The 17079-nt window shown below is 34.9% G+C and carries 13 protein-coding genes; 6 read left to right on the top strand and 7 right to left on the bottom strand.

Annotated features, from left to right (window positions below; all coding sequences use genetic code 11):
• The first annotated feature begins 3 nt into the window (after nucleotides 1-3).
• On the top strand, nucleotides 4-576 hold the full coding sequence (locus ACO05S_RS02880; protein ID WP_421920047.1) for a DNA-3-methyladenine glycosylase I: 573 nt from the start codon (nucleotides 4-6) through the stop codon (nucleotides 574-576).
• 89 nt (nucleotides 577-665) lie between these two features.
• On the opposite strand, the gene ACO05S_RS02885 is transcribed toward ACO05S_RS02880, so the two are convergent.
• Nucleotides 666-2591: a TonB family protein gene (locus ACO05S_RS02885; RefSeq protein WP_421920048.1), complete on the bottom strand. Its 1926-nt coding sequence runs from the start codon at nucleotides 2589-2591 to the stop codon at nucleotides 666-668.
• A gap of 2 nt (nucleotides 2592-2593) precedes the next feature.
• A complete protein-coding gene (locus ACO05S_RS02890; protein ID WP_421920049.1) occupies nucleotides 2594-2965 on the bottom strand; it encodes a BlaI/MecI/CopY family transcriptional regulator in 372 nt (123 codons plus the stop codon).
• 462 nt (nucleotides 2966-3427) lie between these two features.
• Here ACO05S_RS02890 and ACO05S_RS02895 point away from each other — a divergent pair, with 462 nt between their 5' ends.
• Entirely contained in the window at nucleotides 3428-3934 is a 507-nt protein-coding gene (locus ACO05S_RS02895; RefSeq protein WP_421920050.1) for a hypothetical protein, read from the top strand.
• A 142-nt stretch (nucleotides 3935-4076) separates the two neighbouring features.
• Nucleotides 4077-5984, top strand: coding sequence for a hypothetical protein (locus ACO05S_RS02900; RefSeq protein WP_421920051.1), 1908 nt, complete (start codon nucleotides 4077-4079; stop codon nucleotides 5982-5984).
• A gap of 48 nt (nucleotides 5985-6032) precedes the next feature.
• Here ACO05S_RS02900 and ACO05S_RS02905 read toward each other — a convergent pair whose 3' ends face one another.
• Both ACO05S_RS02905 and ACO05S_RS02910 read right to left on the bottom strand, forming a co-directional pair.
• Nucleotides 6033-7364 (bottom strand): MATE family efflux transporter, encoded by a 1332-nt coding sequence (locus ACO05S_RS02905; RefSeq protein ID WP_421920052.1) that lies wholly within the window; start codon nucleotides 7362-7364, stop codon nucleotides 6033-6035.
• 57 nt (nucleotides 7365-7421) lie between these two features.
• Nucleotides 7422-9494 carry a DPP IV N-terminal domain-containing protein gene (locus ACO05S_RS02910; RefSeq protein ID WP_421920053.1) on the bottom strand — a complete coding sequence of 691 codons (2073 nt, stop codon included), beginning with the start codon at nucleotides 9492-9494 and terminating at the stop codon, nucleotides 7422-7424.
• A gap of 328 nt (nucleotides 9495-9822) precedes the next feature.
• On the opposite strand from ACO05S_RS02910, the gene ACO05S_RS02915 reads away from it, so the two are divergent.
• Genes ACO05S_RS02915 through ACO05S_RS02925 form a run of 3 tightly spaced genes read left to right on the top strand, consistent with a single transcriptional unit; the run spans nucleotide 9823 to nucleotide 14322 of the window.
• On the top strand, nucleotides 9823-10755 hold the full coding sequence (locus ACO05S_RS02915; RefSeq protein ID WP_421920054.1) for a hypothetical protein: 933 nt from the start codon (nucleotides 9823-9825) through the stop codon (nucleotides 10753-10755).
• A gap of 19 nt (nucleotides 10756-10774) precedes the next feature.
• On the top strand, nucleotides 10775-11188 hold the full coding sequence (locus tag ACO05S_RS02920) for a hypothetical protein (protein WP_421920055.1): 414 nt from the start codon (nucleotides 10775-10777) through the stop codon (nucleotides 11186-11188).
• A gap of 59 nt (nucleotides 11189-11247) precedes the next feature.
• On the top strand, nucleotides 11248-14322 hold the full coding sequence (locus ACO05S_RS02925; protein ID WP_421920056.1) for an ATP-binding cassette domain-containing protein: 3075 nt from the start codon (nucleotides 11248-11250) through the stop codon (nucleotides 14320-14322).
• A 149-nt stretch (nucleotides 14323-14471) separates the two neighbouring features.
• Here the strand turns inward: ACO05S_RS02925 and ACO05S_RS02930 are convergent, their stop codons facing one another.
• The 3 genes from ACO05S_RS02930 to ACO05S_RS02940 form a co-directional block, all read right to left on the bottom strand.
• Nucleotides 14472-14855, bottom strand: a complete 384-nt coding sequence (locus tag ACO05S_RS02930; RefSeq protein ID WP_421920057.1) for a DUF1987 domain-containing protein — start codon at nucleotides 14853-14855, stop codon at nucleotides 14472-14474.
• A gap of 20 nt (nucleotides 14856-14875) precedes the next feature.
• Nucleotides 14876-15415, bottom strand: coding sequence for a SiaB family protein kinase (locus tag ACO05S_RS02935; RefSeq protein ID WP_421920058.1), 540 nt, complete (start codon nucleotides 15413-15415; stop codon nucleotides 14876-14878).
• 482 nt (nucleotides 15416-15897) lie between these two features.
• Nucleotides 15898-17070: a THUMP domain-containing class I SAM-dependent RNA methyltransferase gene (locus tag ACO05S_RS02940; protein ID WP_421920059.1), complete on the bottom strand. Its 1173-nt coding sequence runs from the start codon at nucleotides 17068-17070 to the stop codon at nucleotides 15898-15900.
• Between the last annotated feature and the right edge of the window lie 9 nt (nucleotides 17071-17079).

The raw sequence follows: 17079 nt of genomic DNA on the forward strand, positions 1-17079 counted from the left end.
TATATGAAAAGTTCAGATAAGTGCAGATGCAAATGGGCTGGTGATGACCCTCTTTATTGCGAGTATCATGATAAAGAATGGGGGGTTCCACTACATGATGATCAACTCTTGTTTGAATTTTTGATATTGGAAGGAGCTCAAGCTGGATTAAGCTGGATTACTGTGCTGCGTAAACGTGAGAACTACAGAAAGGCTTTCGATCATTTCGATCCTAATATTGTTGCCCAATACAAGGATGAAAAAGTGGAAGAACTGCTTCAAAATGAAGGAATCATCAGAAACAAACTGAAAATTAATTCTGCCATTAAAAATGCAAAAGCATTTCTTGAGGTTCAGAAAGAATTCGGCAGTTTTGATCAATACATTTGGAGTTTCACAAACGGAAAAACCATTAAAAATTCATGGAAAGATCTATCGGAAGTTCCGGCTGTAAGCGAGGAAGCCACTACAATGAGCAAAGCTTTAAAGAAGAGAGGTTTCAATTTTGTAGGACCAACCATTTGTTATGCTTTTATGCAGGCTACAGGCATGGTTAACGATCATACCACCGACTGTTTTAGGTATCACGAAGTATAAAAGGGGGCTACTATCCATTCGGAATAAGCCCCCTTAGGTTACAAATCTATTGTGTAATAAAAACTAATCCTTCTTTACATCTTCAATTATTATTCGTCCTTCTTTACCTCTCTTAAATCAAACTCAATTGGCAATGTGTAAGCAACAGAAACCAGCTTCCCTCTTTGCTTTCCTGGCTTCCATTTTGGCATCAATCTTACCAATCGCATAGCTTCTTTATCAATCGAAGGATCCACTCCTCTTGCAATTTTTATTTGCTCAATCTCTCCTTCTTCATTTACTATAAAACTAACCAACACCTTTCCTTCAATTCCTTTTTTCTTGGCATTATTAGGATACTTGATGTTCTTGGTAATGAACTTTTTTAATTCCAGTTCACCTCCTGGAAATTCCGGCATTTCCTCTACCAGAATAAAGTATTTTTTACCATCAGCTACAGAAGACTTATATTCTTTTTTAGCCTTGGTACTTTTATCACTCACCCCAAATGCTACCGGAAGTGTACAAGAAACATTCACTTTTTTTCCTCTTTGTTCTCCTGGAGTCCAGTCAGGTAAAGCTTCAATCACTCTTTTTGCTTCCTGATTTAAAGAGGGCTCTACCCCACGAATAACTCTAACCTTATCAACTTTTCCTTCTTTTGTAACAATAAAAGTTACAAATACCCGACCTGTAATACCTTCTTCCTTGGCAAGTTTAGGGTACACAACCGATTCTTTGATATGCTTTTTTAATGCAAGCTTTCCCCCGGGAAACTCTGGCATTTTCTCAACAATCACAAAAATTTGTTCTCCATCAACTTTATGCATTGCCGGTGCAGGTTTCCAATCTTTACGATTGGTAGTTTGCTTTAGCGTCTTCATCTTAATTTTCAGAAAATGGTTTTTATTCTCTATCCCATTTAAAACAAAATCGTGAACAGTCATTTTTTTGGGTTCCACCCCAACAAAGTATACCATAACATTAGCATCCTTCGATGCTTGTAATTCGAATTCACCTTTAATGTTAGTAATCGTACCTGACCTTGTCTCTTCAACAAGAACAGTTGCACCTGGTATGGGTTTACCATCTTCTGCTAATACTACCCCTGAGATCTTCACCTCATCATTTTTCTGAACTTCTTTTACATCAACCTCCTGTGCTTGTACTTCAACAACTTTCATATTAAATGCTAGTACAGCAATTACCACCGGAATCATTAGTAATAATTTATAGCGCCTGTAATTCGGACCTTTTTCTTTTGACATCATAATCATTCTTTTTTTGTTTATGGAGTAGTTAAAATTATTGGCCAGGCCAACAAGCTCTGCTCCCATTATTTGATTAATTAAAATTGCCTGATATTGTCCGATGCCGAAACCGCGCGCTATTACTCCGTCATCAGCCAATAATTCGTGCGTTTGTTTTATTGCAATCTGAAAAAGCCATACAAATGGATTAAACCAAAATACGATACATAATACCTCAATCAAAAGCAGATCGATCCAATGCTTTTGTTTTGCATGTACTTTTTCGTGTGTAAGAATATTCTTTAAACTGTCTTCTTCATACTCTTCTTTACTAATAACTATATATCCAAAAAAGCTGAACGCAGGTATCTTTTTATCCATAAACACAATCCTACACTCATCTTCAGTAATAAAGTCTTTCCCTTTAATCATTATCCATATTTCCCACGCCTTAATGCAACTTCTTAAAAATAATACCAGCATTATCATTAGGTATGCACCCAATATGAATAAAGGATAATTCCATTGCTTATCATCAGCAAATTCCGATTCAGGAATAAAACTTCCAACAAGAAATTCAGAAGTAATCGCAGAGTCAACAGTTTCAACAATAACTGTATATGGAATCTTTATAAGAGGAAGAACTAAAGATAATACCAAACTCGATAAGAGATAAATTCGAATCTCGTTAAAGTATCTCTCGTCCTTTAAAAACAAGAAATAAACCAGATAGAACAATGCTAATATTCCAGATGATTGTAAAAAGTATTCAAGAAACTCATTCATATCTACTTCTCTTTTTCAATTTGATCTTTGGCAATCTTTATCATTTCCTCTAATTCCTGAATACTTAGTTTATTATCTTTTGCAAAAAAAGAAGCCATTCGGGAAAATGAGCCATTAAAATAGTTTTTCACCAGAGCACCGGCTTTAAAACCTGAATAATCATCTTTCGAGATTTTAACAGCAAACAAATGTGATTTTCCTGCTGGTATTTTATCCGTAAAACCCTTCTTCTGAAGCGTATTCATAACGGTTGCAACAGTTGTGTAGGCGGGTTTTGGCTCGGGAAAATGAGACACAACCTCTCTTACGCTAGCCTTATTCAAATCCCACAAAATCTGCATCACTTGCTCTTCTGCTTTAGTCAACTCATTCATTTTTCTTTTACTTTTAGATTAATCTACTACAAACTTAGTACTAAATATTTAGTAGACAAGTTTTATTACTAATTTTTTAGTAGATAAAATATTTTTCAAACAAAGTATTGGTTAATGCTACCTCTTTTTTGCTTTGAATAAACGCAAAGTTCTTAATACAATTTATTAGGCATTTAATAACAAAACTGGCATAATTTCGTCGAACTCATGTTATTTTACTAACTAACGTGAGTTCGACGTAAAATTCTATCCACAGAAAGTTATATTTGCAATAGATTTGCATTAAAAATTTGGAAAGAATAGCGAGCTATTTTGAGGAATTTTTAATGTGAAGATGTCGTAAAGAGAACTTTCCATTATGTGTTTGCCTGTTTTCGGCATAAATTTCCTCAAATCTTCTTGAAATATCCCGATATTCCTTAGAAAATTTGAGAAAATTTCTACTCAAAATCAGATCAAACTGTGAACGAATTTTACCTCGAACTCTCGTTAAACTATGCAGAAAATAAAAACATGGAAATATTTGAAATGGCTAAAGGATCGTTCTCTGTTTGGGATCGCATTCGAAAAGAACTCTCTTTATTGGTTTTACTACTGGCAATAATCTTTTTCTTTGTTGGCCTAAATAAAGTTTACTTCGCATCGGTAATTTTAATGTATGCATTTTTGCTAATGCTAAAACGCAACAGGATTATTACCAAGCTAAGTTTTAATGATACAAAAGAAGAACTTTGTATTGAATACTATTATTTCATCTTTATAAAAAGCAAAGAAGAAATTCCTTATTCGAAACTAAGTTTTAAACTAGGTTTGAAACGATTTGGGTTTGGATCTGCAAGGCAAACCTTAGAGTTATTTAAAGGAAAAATTCTTACGGCTGAATTACAAAAAGACGGCAAATGGAAATGGTCCGAAGAAAAAACCAATGCAATTTTCGATAAATTAACATCAATACAAAACATCAACTAAGCCAATTAGTTTAAGGTATAATTCTTGATACACCATTATAGATCAACATCAATTTATTTATCTTTGATATCAATTTGTAAACATTAAAAACAATAGTCTTATTCGAATTTTAGCAAAATATTGTTCTATAATAGCCATATTAATGTGCTATTTTTCTTCTGCCAATGCTCAGCAGAAGATTCGAATAGACAGCCTTTCAAAAACCAAAAAATCTATCGAACTACCTGATAGTACTATAATCATATCGCGCGACACAATTGTTTTTTTAATGGATACGGTTATTGAGCGGAAACAAGATGCCAAAAAAAATGGAAGTAAGTTTTATCATGCCATTCAACGTGGAGCCTACAAGCGAAAATTTACGAAAGAACTGTACAAGTTAATTTTTGTTGCGCCCGATAAAATGTCGCCAACCGACACTTTAAAGACTGAACGAAGCGAAACTGCCTTTATCATTTACCAAGGAAAAACCATCAGAAATATTGAGGTAAGAGTTTTAGAACCTTTCGGCTCTAGCCTTCTGGATACAAGCAAAGTTGCAAAAACCTGGATTGAAAGAACGGGAAACAAGCTTCATCACACAAGTAGACGCGGACATTTAAAAAAAATGTTGCATATAGAACAGGGAGATATACTTGATGCGTACACCTTGGCTGATAACGAAAGATTAATCAGACAACTAAATTACATAAAGGATGCATACTTCAGAGTAATCCCTGTAAAAGGGTCGAACAAGTATGTTGACCTGCAACTTTGGGTGAAGGATCAGTTCTCTTGGGGTGCTAATGTAGATTTAGGGTCTAGATTATCTACTGAATTTGAAATTTATAGCCGAAATCTTTATGGATTAGGTCATGAATTTAGCAATACATTCCATTACGAAACCGATGAAGATCAAAAGTTTGGATATACGGGCAGCTATACGATTCGGAATATTAAAAGGAGTTATATCGATGCCAGCTTTAGCTATGAAAACACATACGAAAAATCAGTTGTTGGAATCAGTTTTGACAGAGATTTTGAAACCTACAATACAAAACGAGCTGGTGGTTTTAGTATATCTAAAAACTTTAGGTCGAATAAAATTATGGATGACGACCCCATAAGAAATGAAGTTCCTCTTGATTTTACCTACAGTAATCTTTGGTATGGACGTGCAATTAAACTGAATTCAAAAAGTTTATTTGCAAGACGCAAAATGTTCTTTACAGGACGAGTAGCCGCAAGAAAATTTTTCGAAAGACCCCTAACCACTCCTACATTAAACCAGTTCTTTCATAACAACATTTTATACTTGGGTGGCATTAGCATTAGTAAAACTCAATTTTATAAAAGTAATCTGATCTATAACTTTGGTAGAACAGAAGATATCCCATACGGATACTTGGCACAAATGAATTTTGGATATGAGGATAGAGAGTATTCACATCGTTATTATCTTGGTTTCGATTTTCAGAATGCCACCTATGTCAGAAAAACCAGAAGCTACCTTTTTAATCGAATTGCCATTGGCGGTTTTTTTAACTCCAGACGCTTTGAGCAAGGTAGTTTAATTGCTCAATCGAAATTCTTTAGTCGAATTAGAAAATTAGGAGCTTTAAGGTTTCGTAACTTTGGAGACTTAAAATACACATTAGGCATTAGAAGGTTTCCTGAGGAGATTATCACGATTAACAACAGGTATGGTATTCGTGGGTTTAAAAGCCAAGAGGTTACTGGCAAACAAAAACTAACTTTAAACCTAGAGACAGTAACATTTACACCTTACACGATAGGTGAATTTAAATTTGCATATTATACATTTGGCGACTTAGGAATTATTGGTAGCAACCAGAAACATATTTTTAAGGGTGATTATTACTACGGACTAGGTTTTGGTATTCGATTACACAACGAGAATCTGGTTTTTAAAACCATACAATTGCGTTTGGCTTTTTACCCAAAAGTTCCAAGTGATTTTCATTCGGCAGTATTCCGTTTATCTGGCGAAGAGCGTCCTCGATTTAATGATTTTAACGTTGGTCAGCCTGAGGTGATTCCCTACGAGTAAGCTACGGTCCCAAATTTTGTGTATTACTGGTATAAACGATAAAACAATCTATACCTTGCTGCCTTTCCAGTTGGCAAATCTTAAATACAACCAAGATCCACAAGCCAAAAAAACAACATAAAAGTATTCCGAAATCCAAACACCGGAAATGGACAATTTAAATACCTCAATTAAAGTATAAACGCCTCCTAAATAACAAGCCAAAACCACAATTTCAATCAACATGGCATGAAAGGTATTGCCTGTTCCCGAAACCCCCTGAAATAATGTTATCCCAATAGGAAATAGGAGTGCAGCCCCAAAAATTACATATAAAACTGGCTTGGTTGCTGCAATCAAGCCTACTTCTTCGGTATATATGGATATCACCAATTCAGGACTTATCATACTGATTCCTACCAAAGCAAAAACAGCCAAAAATGACAACTTTATTGTTCGAAAGATAATCGGAATTACCTCATTTGATTCTCCTTCTCCCAAAACCTGACTCACCAAGGTATTTGCCGCCGATGCAAATGCCCACACTGGTACCATAATCAATACATAAATGCTTCTGATGATATTTGATATGGCCAACTCTCTTTCTCCCATTTTTTCCACAAAAAGAAAGAAAACAAACCAACAAGAAAGAGCCAGAAAATTTTGAATCATCATTGGAAATGATACCTTCAACAGTCGCACATACAATTCTTTATCAATCTTTGGAAAAGAGAATAGCTTGTATTTGCGCATTGGAGTTTTTCTAAAAGTAAAAAGCAAGAAAAACACCAATACACATGCCTCGGCTATTACCGATGCCAATGCTGCTCCTTTAATTCCCATTTCGGGCATACCAAATTTCCCAAAAATTAAGGCATAGTCGAAAAATATATTAATCACAGCCATAAAAGCTGTACTCCAACTAATTACTTTTGTTTTGGCTATGCCGATATAAAAAGCTCTAAACAGAAGGTTCACACACGCAAACAAAATCCCCCAAGCACGAACCGAAATGTAATCGGTACTGGCATGAAAAATGGCATTGGATTTAACGATTCCCTTAAGTATTGCAGGTGCCTGAATCAGCATAAAACCTAATAAAACTAAGGCCAGAATCAATAAAAAATAAAAAGCATGATCGAAGGTCTTTCCTATCCTTGCATAATTACCTTCACCATATCTGCGAGCGATTACAATTTGGGTTCCCAAACCAAATCCCCAACCTAGCATTACCACTGCAAAATAAAAAATAGTTGCAATCGCCGCGGCGCCTAAGGCAATTTCGCTTAGGTGTCCAAGAAAGGCAGTATCGGTTAAAGCAATGATATTTTGTGCAACACTTCCTATAATGATTGGGTAAGCAATCTTCCAAATGTTTTTGTAATCAGTCTGTATTCTCACGATGGAAAAGAGTAAAAAAAAACCGACTCCTTACAAAGTCGGCGAAAATTAATTTTTTTATTTCAGATAATCATCAAAATAGTTGCTGACTTTCTGCTTTAAATGAATTCTATCGCGACCTCGAACATTGTGCTCTGCTCTAGGATAAGGGAAGTAATCAACCTGAACATTGTACTTCACGCATTCGCGAATAAAATTCAAACTGTGTTGCCACAATACGGTATTGTCAATGGCTCCCTGACAAATTAAAAGCTTCCCTTTTAAATCTTTTGCTTTCGCAATTAAAGATGTTTTTGCATATCCCTCTGGATTTTCTATAGGAGTATCCATGTATCTCTCACCATACATTACTTCATACCATTTCCAATCGATCACAGGGCCACCAGCAACAGCAACTTTAAATACATCAGGATGGTTGGTTATTAAGGAAATGGTCATAAATCCACCATAACTCCAACCATGAACCCCAATTCTATCAGCATCAACATATGGTAATGATTTTAGGAAGTCAATGCCTTTCATTTGATCTGCCATTTCGCACTGACCGCACTGACGGTGAATAACAGTTTCAAATTCTTTTCCTCGGTTTGCAGAACCTCTGTTATCTAAAATGTAAAGCAGGTATCCGTTTTGAGCCATGTACTGCTCCCATAAACTAGCTCCTCCTAAAAATCGATTGGTTACCAACTGTGCGTGCGGCCCTCCATACACATAAACCACAACCGGATATTTTTTATTTGGATCAAAATCTGCTGGTTTCACCATTCGGTAATGCAAATCGGTTTGCCCATCTGCCGCTTTAATGGTTCCCAAAGAAATCTCACCCAAATTGTAATCCTTTAATTTGTTTTCTGCTATTAGCAATTCCTTCACAAATTTGTCGCGAGTATCGGCAACATTTATAATTCTTGGAACATTCAAACTGCTGAAATTGTCAAGAATATACTTGCCATCCACACTTACCTGAACATCATGATATCCCGCATCTTTTGTCAGGCGGTATCTTTTACCGGTTTTTAAATTTAGTTTATAGGCATGCCTTTCGATAGGACTTACTTCGGTAGATACATAAAACATGTACTTTTCATCCTTATCGAAACCTAAAATTTCAGTGATTTCCCAATCACCAGAGGTAAGCTGTTTAATCAATTTGCCTTCGGTATTGTATAGGTATGCATGATTAAAACCATCACGGTTATTGGTTTGATAAATAAATTGATTTGCTTTCTTATTAAGGAATATAAGTTGGTGCGATGGTTCTACCCAACGATCATCTTTTTCTTCGAATAGAGTGGCAACAAATTTACCAGTAGCAGCTTCGTATTGATTTAATTTTGCATGGTTAGAAGCACGATTCAAAACCTGGATATAGATGTACTTGTTTTCTGCTCCCCACGAAATATTGGTAAGATATTGATCATCCCCAAAATCATTGGGTTTAATCCAGCTGGTCTTTTGGGTATCGAGATTATAAACTCCAAGGCTCACCACTTCGCTGTCCATTCCGGCCATTGGGTATTTAATTTCTCTCAGATCACCAACCCTTGTATTAATATCAACCAAAGGAAAAGAAGTTACTTTGCTTTCATCTTTGCGATAAAAAGCCAGCTGTTTTCCGTTTGGAGACCAGAAAATTCCACCATCAATTCCATACTCTCTCCTACTTACGTCTTGACCATTCACCAAGTTCTTGTCAGTATCAGTAGTCACAGCAATTTCTTCTCCCTGTGCTCCAGCAATGTACAAGTTGTTATCAATGGTATAAGCTACCATATTCGATGCCTCGCAATAATCCTTGTTCTCGGCTTTTGTATTCACTCTTAGATTTAACAACACTTTTTGGGCAACAAAATCATAATGAATCAAAGCTCCAACTGAATTAAACTCAATAACGTTTTCGGCCTGCCACGAAAAACGAGGGATTCTTCGAAGCGATTTCACATTTTGTGCCTCTAAACCTTTATTTAAATCTTCCAATTTTAATAAAACCGAAGCATCACCTCCGGGTTTTGCCAGCATAATTTTATCCTTATCCACATAAGTGTATTCATTTGCCTCTCCCCTCCACGACAATTGAGATAGATTTTTAGGATAGAATTGTTGCCATTGCCCCAAAATAGCATCCTCCATCGACAACTTTTTTGTTTGCCCTTCTGCGTTAAGCAACAGACCACAATTAACTAATAAATAGACTAAAAGGAATATTCTTTTCATCATCATTTGTTTGTTGTTAAGTATCTTATTAAAAATATTAGCTTTCAAATGTATCCTTTTTAGTATAAATCCAGTAATAATGTAAGAATAAATTAATCAGGATGACTACCAATTGACTTGGATTTAATTTAAATCAGCTTGAAAAAACTACTAAAATGATTTACCAATCGTTTTCATGAATCTGAAAATTGCGAAGTAAATATTGTTTTTTCAAAATTGGTGCAACTAATTTAAGAAAAACGAAATGCCAAAGAAGAGAATCCTCAGTAGTATTAAATTAATCTTATTACTTGTTTTTGCAGCACTTGCTTCCTATTTAGTACTACAGCCTTCCAAAACAAATAACAAAGAAACAGAAATAGAGCAAGAAACCGAAGATGCCATTATAGCTGATGCCGAAAAATCAGGAAACATTTTTAAATACAACAATATCCTGTTTAGCATACCATCTCCTTACCAAATTTCCTTATTGCTTCAGGAATCAGGCATTTCATACAATAAAGATCTACTCAATTCAACAAAGAAATCTGGCGACTACGTCGATAATTTCAGTAAGGCAGTTAACTTTGGCGTTTACGGATCAGATCTAGGATACATCAATATCTACAAGCAAACACAAGATGCTGCAAGTTACTTCGCCGTTTTAAAAATATTATCACAAGAAATTGGTTTGTACAATGCCATGGATAAACGAACTGTAGAAAGAATTGAAAAAAATATTGAAAACAGGGATTCGCTATTGGTAATTGTAAGCAATACCTACCGAAAAATAGACCACTACTTAAAAGCAAATAACAGAGAGAATACAGGTGCTTTGATTTTGGCAGGAGGTTGGATTGAATCTGTTTATCTACTCACCCAGCAAATTAAAGTTCATCCAAGCAAGGAGTTAAGTAATAGAATTTCGGAACAAAAGCGCCCATTGGACAACCTGATTAAACTCTTGGTTCCTTATTCAAACGAATCAAAGGATTATTATTTTTTGGTTGACAAGTTAATTGATCTGGCTTACACCTTCGACCAAATTGAAGAACAATACCAATATAAAGCTCCTATAACTGATGCAAGCAAGAAGTTAACCATTGTAAAGAGCAAATCGGAATTGATTATGAATAAGGATCAACTGGATGAAATCACCGAAAAAGTTTCTGTAATTCGCAAGCACATTATTAAATAAACTGAGAAAATTTACACTTATGAAACTGAGATATACCATTCTATTCTTTATTCTTACCATTGCTAGTGTTTCCAAGGCACAAACTGACCTTACTCTGGAAAATTGTACCAAGCATCTGGGTACCGCATTCATCTCTGACGGACAGCAATACAAAGCTCTGTTAGCAGGTGGCGAAATCGCAGAGTTTCATACTACTTTTTATGCGGGGAATCATTATAGAATTGCAGCTTCTACAGGCACAAAAGAGGACAACGTAATCTTCTCAGTTTATGATCAAGAAAATCATTTGATCTTTACCAATAGAGATCACAAGAACTCTCCTTACTGGGATTTTAAATTTGAAGATACCATAAATTGCACCATAGAAGCAAAATTAAACCAAAAGAATGTAAGTTCTGGTTTGGTAATCATTTTAATCGGATTCAAACAATAATCAACACAAACTACACTTAAATAAGGTTGACAACCTCTACTTTATAAGCCTACCATTCCATGAGTGAAAGAATATTAAAAGCTTTAATGCAACTCTTTGCCATCATTGCGCACCCTAAAAGTTCCGCAACCGAAAGGCGCAGAATGGTATCTAAATATCTAAAGCAGCATCTGGATCATGATACCGCTGAAGAATACCTGACTTTTTTTGATGAGCATTACGAAGAGAACCAGAGAAGAACAACAAGAAAATCAAAAATAAAGAAATATACCTCGGCAAGTTCGGTTCGTGTACTTCGAATTTGCACCGAAATTAATGAAGAGCTTATCATCAGGCAAAAGGTAATTGTACTGATTCAGCTTCTTGAATTCCTAAACTCGGAAGATGAGATCAGCAAACAAGAATTTGCCTTTATTGAAACGGTTGCCGATACTTTTAATCTTCCAAAAGAAGGCTCTGAGCGACTTCGAAACTTTGTTTTAAATGATTTCGAACAGATAAAACTATCGAGCCGATTGCTTACCATAAGCAATGCCAAAACCAATTATGAAGTTGGACAGCATTACTATTCACGTGGTCTAATTGGAAAAATTAAGATTCTAAAATTACAAACTGTTGACATGTTTGTGATGCGATTTAAGGGAATCGATGAACTGTTTATGAACGGACAATCATTAAATCCGGGAAAAGTTCATGTACTAAGCCAAGGTTCGTCAATCCGTAATCCAAAAATTGATCCGATTTACTTTAGTGATATTGTTAGCACCTTTTACAGGGATATCAATCAGAAAAGAGTAGTTTTCGAGGCCAAAAATATAGAATATCGTTTTAAAGAAGATAATATAGGCATTCACGATCTTTCTTTTAAAGAAGAATCGGGTAAAATGGTTGGCATTATTGGTTCAAGTGGAGCAGGTAAAACAACCTTATTAAATGTATTAAACGGATCGGCACAGCCTAACCTGGGGAATGTTTTAATTAATGGCTACGATATTTCGACGGACAAATCACAACTGGAAGGAGTAGTTGGTCATGTCTCACAAGATGATTTGCTGATTGAATCGCTAACTGTATTTGAAAACCTCTATTTCAATGCCAAGCTGTGTTTCGATAAATACAGTAGTTTTCAGTTGATCCGTTTGGTATTGAAACTATTAAAAGATTTGGGTTTATATGAAGCCCGAAATTTAAAAGTTGGGAATCCTTTAGATAAAAAGATTAGTGGTGGTCAGCGAAAAAGGTTAAACATTGCATTAGAACTTATTCGCGAACCTTCTGTTTTATTTCTTGATGAACCAACATCAGGTCTTTCATCCAGGGATTCGGCTAAAATTATGGATCTATTGAAGAACTTGGCTTTAAAAGGCAAGTTAATCTTTGTAGTAATCCATCAACCGGCATCCGATATTTTTAAAATGTTCGATCGCCTGTTGATTCTTGACACTGGCGGTTACATGATTTTTAATGGAAATCCTCTCGATTCCATTACTTATTTTAAATCGCAAACTTTAAGAGCAAATCGAACCGAAAGCGAGTGCAATACCTGTGGGAATGTTAATGCTGATCAAATCTTTAACATTGTTGAATCAGAAGTATTGGATGAATATGGAAATCCAACGCAAGTTAGAAAAGTTTCCCCAGTTCAATGGTACCATAGATTTAAGGACTATGAACGAAGTACTAAGGAAATAGAAAATACAGAGGAGCTTCCTCCTGTAAGTTTTAAAATTCCTTCCGCTTTCAAGCAGTTTTGGGTGTTTACCAAACGCGACATAATTTCAAAATTTGCCAACCAACAATACTTGTTCATTAACCTATTCGAAACACCATTGCTGGCCTTAATCCTGTCATACATCATCAAGTACTATAATATTGATGCAGGCAACGAGTTAGGTTATACATTCAGCAACAACAGTAATTTACCGGTATACCTTTTTATGGCTGTTATCGTGGCTCTTTTTATTGGTTTAACCTTAAGCGCCGAAGAGATCATTAAGGATAGAAAAATCTTGAAACGAGAAAGGTTCTTAAATCTAAGTAAGGCAGGATATTTAATCTCCAAGATTGCAATTCTATTCACCATTTCGGCATTTCAGGCATTCCTGTTTACACTGATAGGGAATTCAATTCTTGAAATTAAAGGCATGTTCTTTGAATATTGGCTTGCCCTATATAGTGTATGGTGTTTTGCCAATATGCTTGGTTTAATTATCTCAGATAGCTTTAAAACGGTAATTACCATTTATATTTTAATTCCGTTTATCCTGATTCCTCAGTTAATTCTAAGTGGAATAATTGTTAAATTTGACAAGTTAAATCCAAATATTTCCGCTCCGAACTCTATTCCATGGTATGGTGAAATCATTGCAGCGCGATGGGCTTACGAAGCGCTTGCAGTAAAGCAGTTTAAGGACAATAAATACAATGCTAACTTCTACGTTTACGATAAGTTAATGAGCAAAGCTGATTATCGTAAAAACTATTGGTTACCCATCTTAAAGAATAAACTGAATGAGAGTGAGAGGTATTTAAATAAACCTGAAAAGCTAAATAAACTTACATCGAACCTTATTCTATTAAAGAATGAATTAGCACTTGAAGATCTGAATAAGCTGGCATTTCACTTCGAAAGAATGGATTATTTAACTCCGGTTCAACTGGATGATATCACCATTAAGGAACTTCGAACCTATTTCGATAAATTGAATCGATACTATATCAATCTCTATAATATATCGAACATAAAAAAAGATGAGTATCTATTGGAGATACAAAAACAGTATATCAACAAACAGGAGTTTGTAAAAGTGAAAAAGGAGTATTCAAATGAAAGGTTGACCGAATTTGTTCGGAATAACAATGATATTGAAAGAATTATTGAGTATCATAACAAGTTGTATCAAAAAATTGATCCAATATATCGTGACCCTGATTGCAAATTGCTAAAGGCTCACTTTTATGCGCCACAGAAGTGTTTATTTGGCAAGTATTACGATACTTATTGGGTAAATATTATTGTAATTTGGTTTTCAAGTATCAGCTTGTATTTCGTATTGTATTTTGGCTTGCTTAATAAAGCATTAGGTCTGTTTGAACAAAGAATAAAAAAGAAAAAGTACAGTACTAAACATTAATTAAAGCATAAAAACTGCAGGATAACTAAAGTTTTCATCGGTTTATAATTTTCCTTCAATTGCCACTGATAAGCCGCAAGAGCAAAATAATCATTACCGTATAGATTTAATAATTATTTTAATCATGCTCGTTTCATATTAATCATTTCTTATTCATCGTCATCTTCAATCATGAAGAACGGAATCTTAACAATAGATTGGTAATCCTCACCTGCCTCCAGCATATCTTCATCATCAATTTCATAATGCCAGTTAATCACAACCTTTTTACCTCGTTTGTAAATTGATTCCAACTTTTTAAAAACATCCAAAATGCATTTCGAAGAGCTGGTATTAAAATACTCCAACTTAATGGTAACATCTGTTTCTTCTTGAGGAGCATTAATATATGAATCCAGCCATTCCATAACTGGTTTATAAAAATCAAGTGAGTTCTCCGGAATCGAACGACCTTCAATTAGAAACGCTCCATTAGAACCATCAAGATTAATACTTGGAGTTTTAGGGCTACCTTCTATAACTAGTGAATTCATGAAAGTTTTGCTTTTAAAGTTTAAATTACAACATCGATAGATAGAAATAGATAATCAGAATTGTATTCTATAAATTGATATTCCATATTATTGCCACTTTTCCTGGCTATTTCTACCATTCCTAACCCGCCGCCTCCTTTTTCGGAGAAGTGCTCATTATTTAGTATAATTCGATACAAGTTTCTTGTTTCTTCGGATGACAATGTATTGATTTGATCAATCCTGTCACGAATCAGCTTCAACCCATCAATCCTTATAAAGTTTCCTACACTGATTCGATACTGCATTCCTTCATCTCTAAGAATCAACACACCAAACTTCGTATAATCCTCATCGATATCAGGTGGAACTTCTCCATGATGGTGAAGATTTTGCACCAACTCGATTAAAACATTAAAAATTTTTTTGAAAACTTTGGGAGACTCATCTTTCGCCTTAAGAATTCGCTCAATTGAGCTTAAAATCAGCGTTACATCTTCATCTTCAACCCTGCCCTTGTAATCAAAAATAGCATCTTCATCTATTTTTTCATCATACCATTGGTTAAGATCAAAGCTCATAGAATTAAGAATTAGGGTTAATCGGAAACAAAAATAACAAATTATCTTAGAGTTAAAACAGAAGCAGGATCAAAATTCCAGCTCACTTCTTATTTAATACCAGTATTACTAAATAATGAGGCTCATCCTTTTGTCCTTTTGAGTTTATTCTTAGTTTAAAAATAACGCCGTAACTATTACTATGACTCTATTTTTTTGCCTTGACTAAACTCAAAATTCTTAAAAACAATTTAAGATCCACTGCTCATAACTTGGGGGTAATCTAGAATCTAATCACCGTTTGATTTGATCTTGAGTCGAAAAATTTGAAAACACTTAAGTAAATTTATACTCCAAATATCCAAGACCTCAAATGATAATTCTCTCCATAAACTTGATATCATAACAATTCCATAAATCAATAGGCTATTATATGGAATTATTAATACAGATCTATCGCAATATAGATTTTTCTGCAGATGAAGGTTTAAGTCAAACTCATCTTATTTCTCTTTCTTGTAAATATCTTTCTTTTTCCCTTCGAACATGGCATACTTCTGGAACTTACACTCCAATGCTCCATTATACAAAGTCACTTTACGCGACGGACGCAAACCTACACTATCAAAACACTCTTTACCATAACTAAGAATCCACGCATCATACCCTGTAAAATTGTGCTTTAACCTCTCTCCAATCATTGCATATAGACCTTCAAGATCTTTTGGCTTTAATCTTTCACCATAAGGAGGATTCGTAATTAACAAACCTTTTTCTGTCGGAGGTACAAATTGTTGAAATGGGGTAACATTCAACTTGATTTTCCTTCTTAAACCAGCGTTGCGAATGTTCTCTTCAGCAATTTCCATTGCCTTATCAGATATATCGGCACCTATAATTTTTCCTTGGTAATCAACTTCAGTTTCTTCGTTGTAGATATCATCCCATAGATCTTCATCAAAATCATTCCATTTTTGGAAACCAAACTCTTTGCGATACAATCCCGGGGGAATATTATATGCAATTAATGCTGCTTCTATCAGAATTGTTCCTGAACCACACATTGGATCAATAAAATTGATTTTCTTATCCCAATCCGAAAGCAAAACAAGACCAGCAGCCAACACCTCATTAAGTGGCGCAGCTGTTTCAGCAATCCTATATCCACGTTTGTGTAAAGATTCACCCGAACTATCCAATGAAACAGTACAAGTATTTCTATCGATATGAATGTTAATACGCAACGATGGGTTTATCATACGTACCGAAGGACGATCTCCAGTTGCATAAAAAAACTGATCTACAATGGCGTCTTTCACACGATAAGTTACAAATTTCGAATGCTTAAAATCATCTGAACTTATGGTGCTGTCAATGGCAATTGTTTCCTTGTTCCCGATGTACTCACTCCAATCAACCTCCTGAATTCCCTTGTACAATTCATCAGTATCATGAGCTGTGAACTTATGAATGGGTTTAATAACTCGAGTTGCGGTTCGTAAATGTAAATTTGCTTTATACAATAAGGATTTATCACCAACAAAACTAACTGCACGTTTTAAAACTCTAATCTCCTCTGCACCTAATTGCTCTATTTCATTTGACAACACTTCCTCTAAACCATGAAAGGTTTTTGCGATAAGTCTAAATTTCCCAGAGTCTGTTTTTTCAACCATCTTATTTAT

The sequence above is a fragment of the Marinifilum sp. genome, assembly GCF_965230805.1.
Taxonomy (GTDB): Bacteria; Bacteroidota; Bacteroidia; order Bacteroidales; family Marinifilaceae; genus Marinifilum.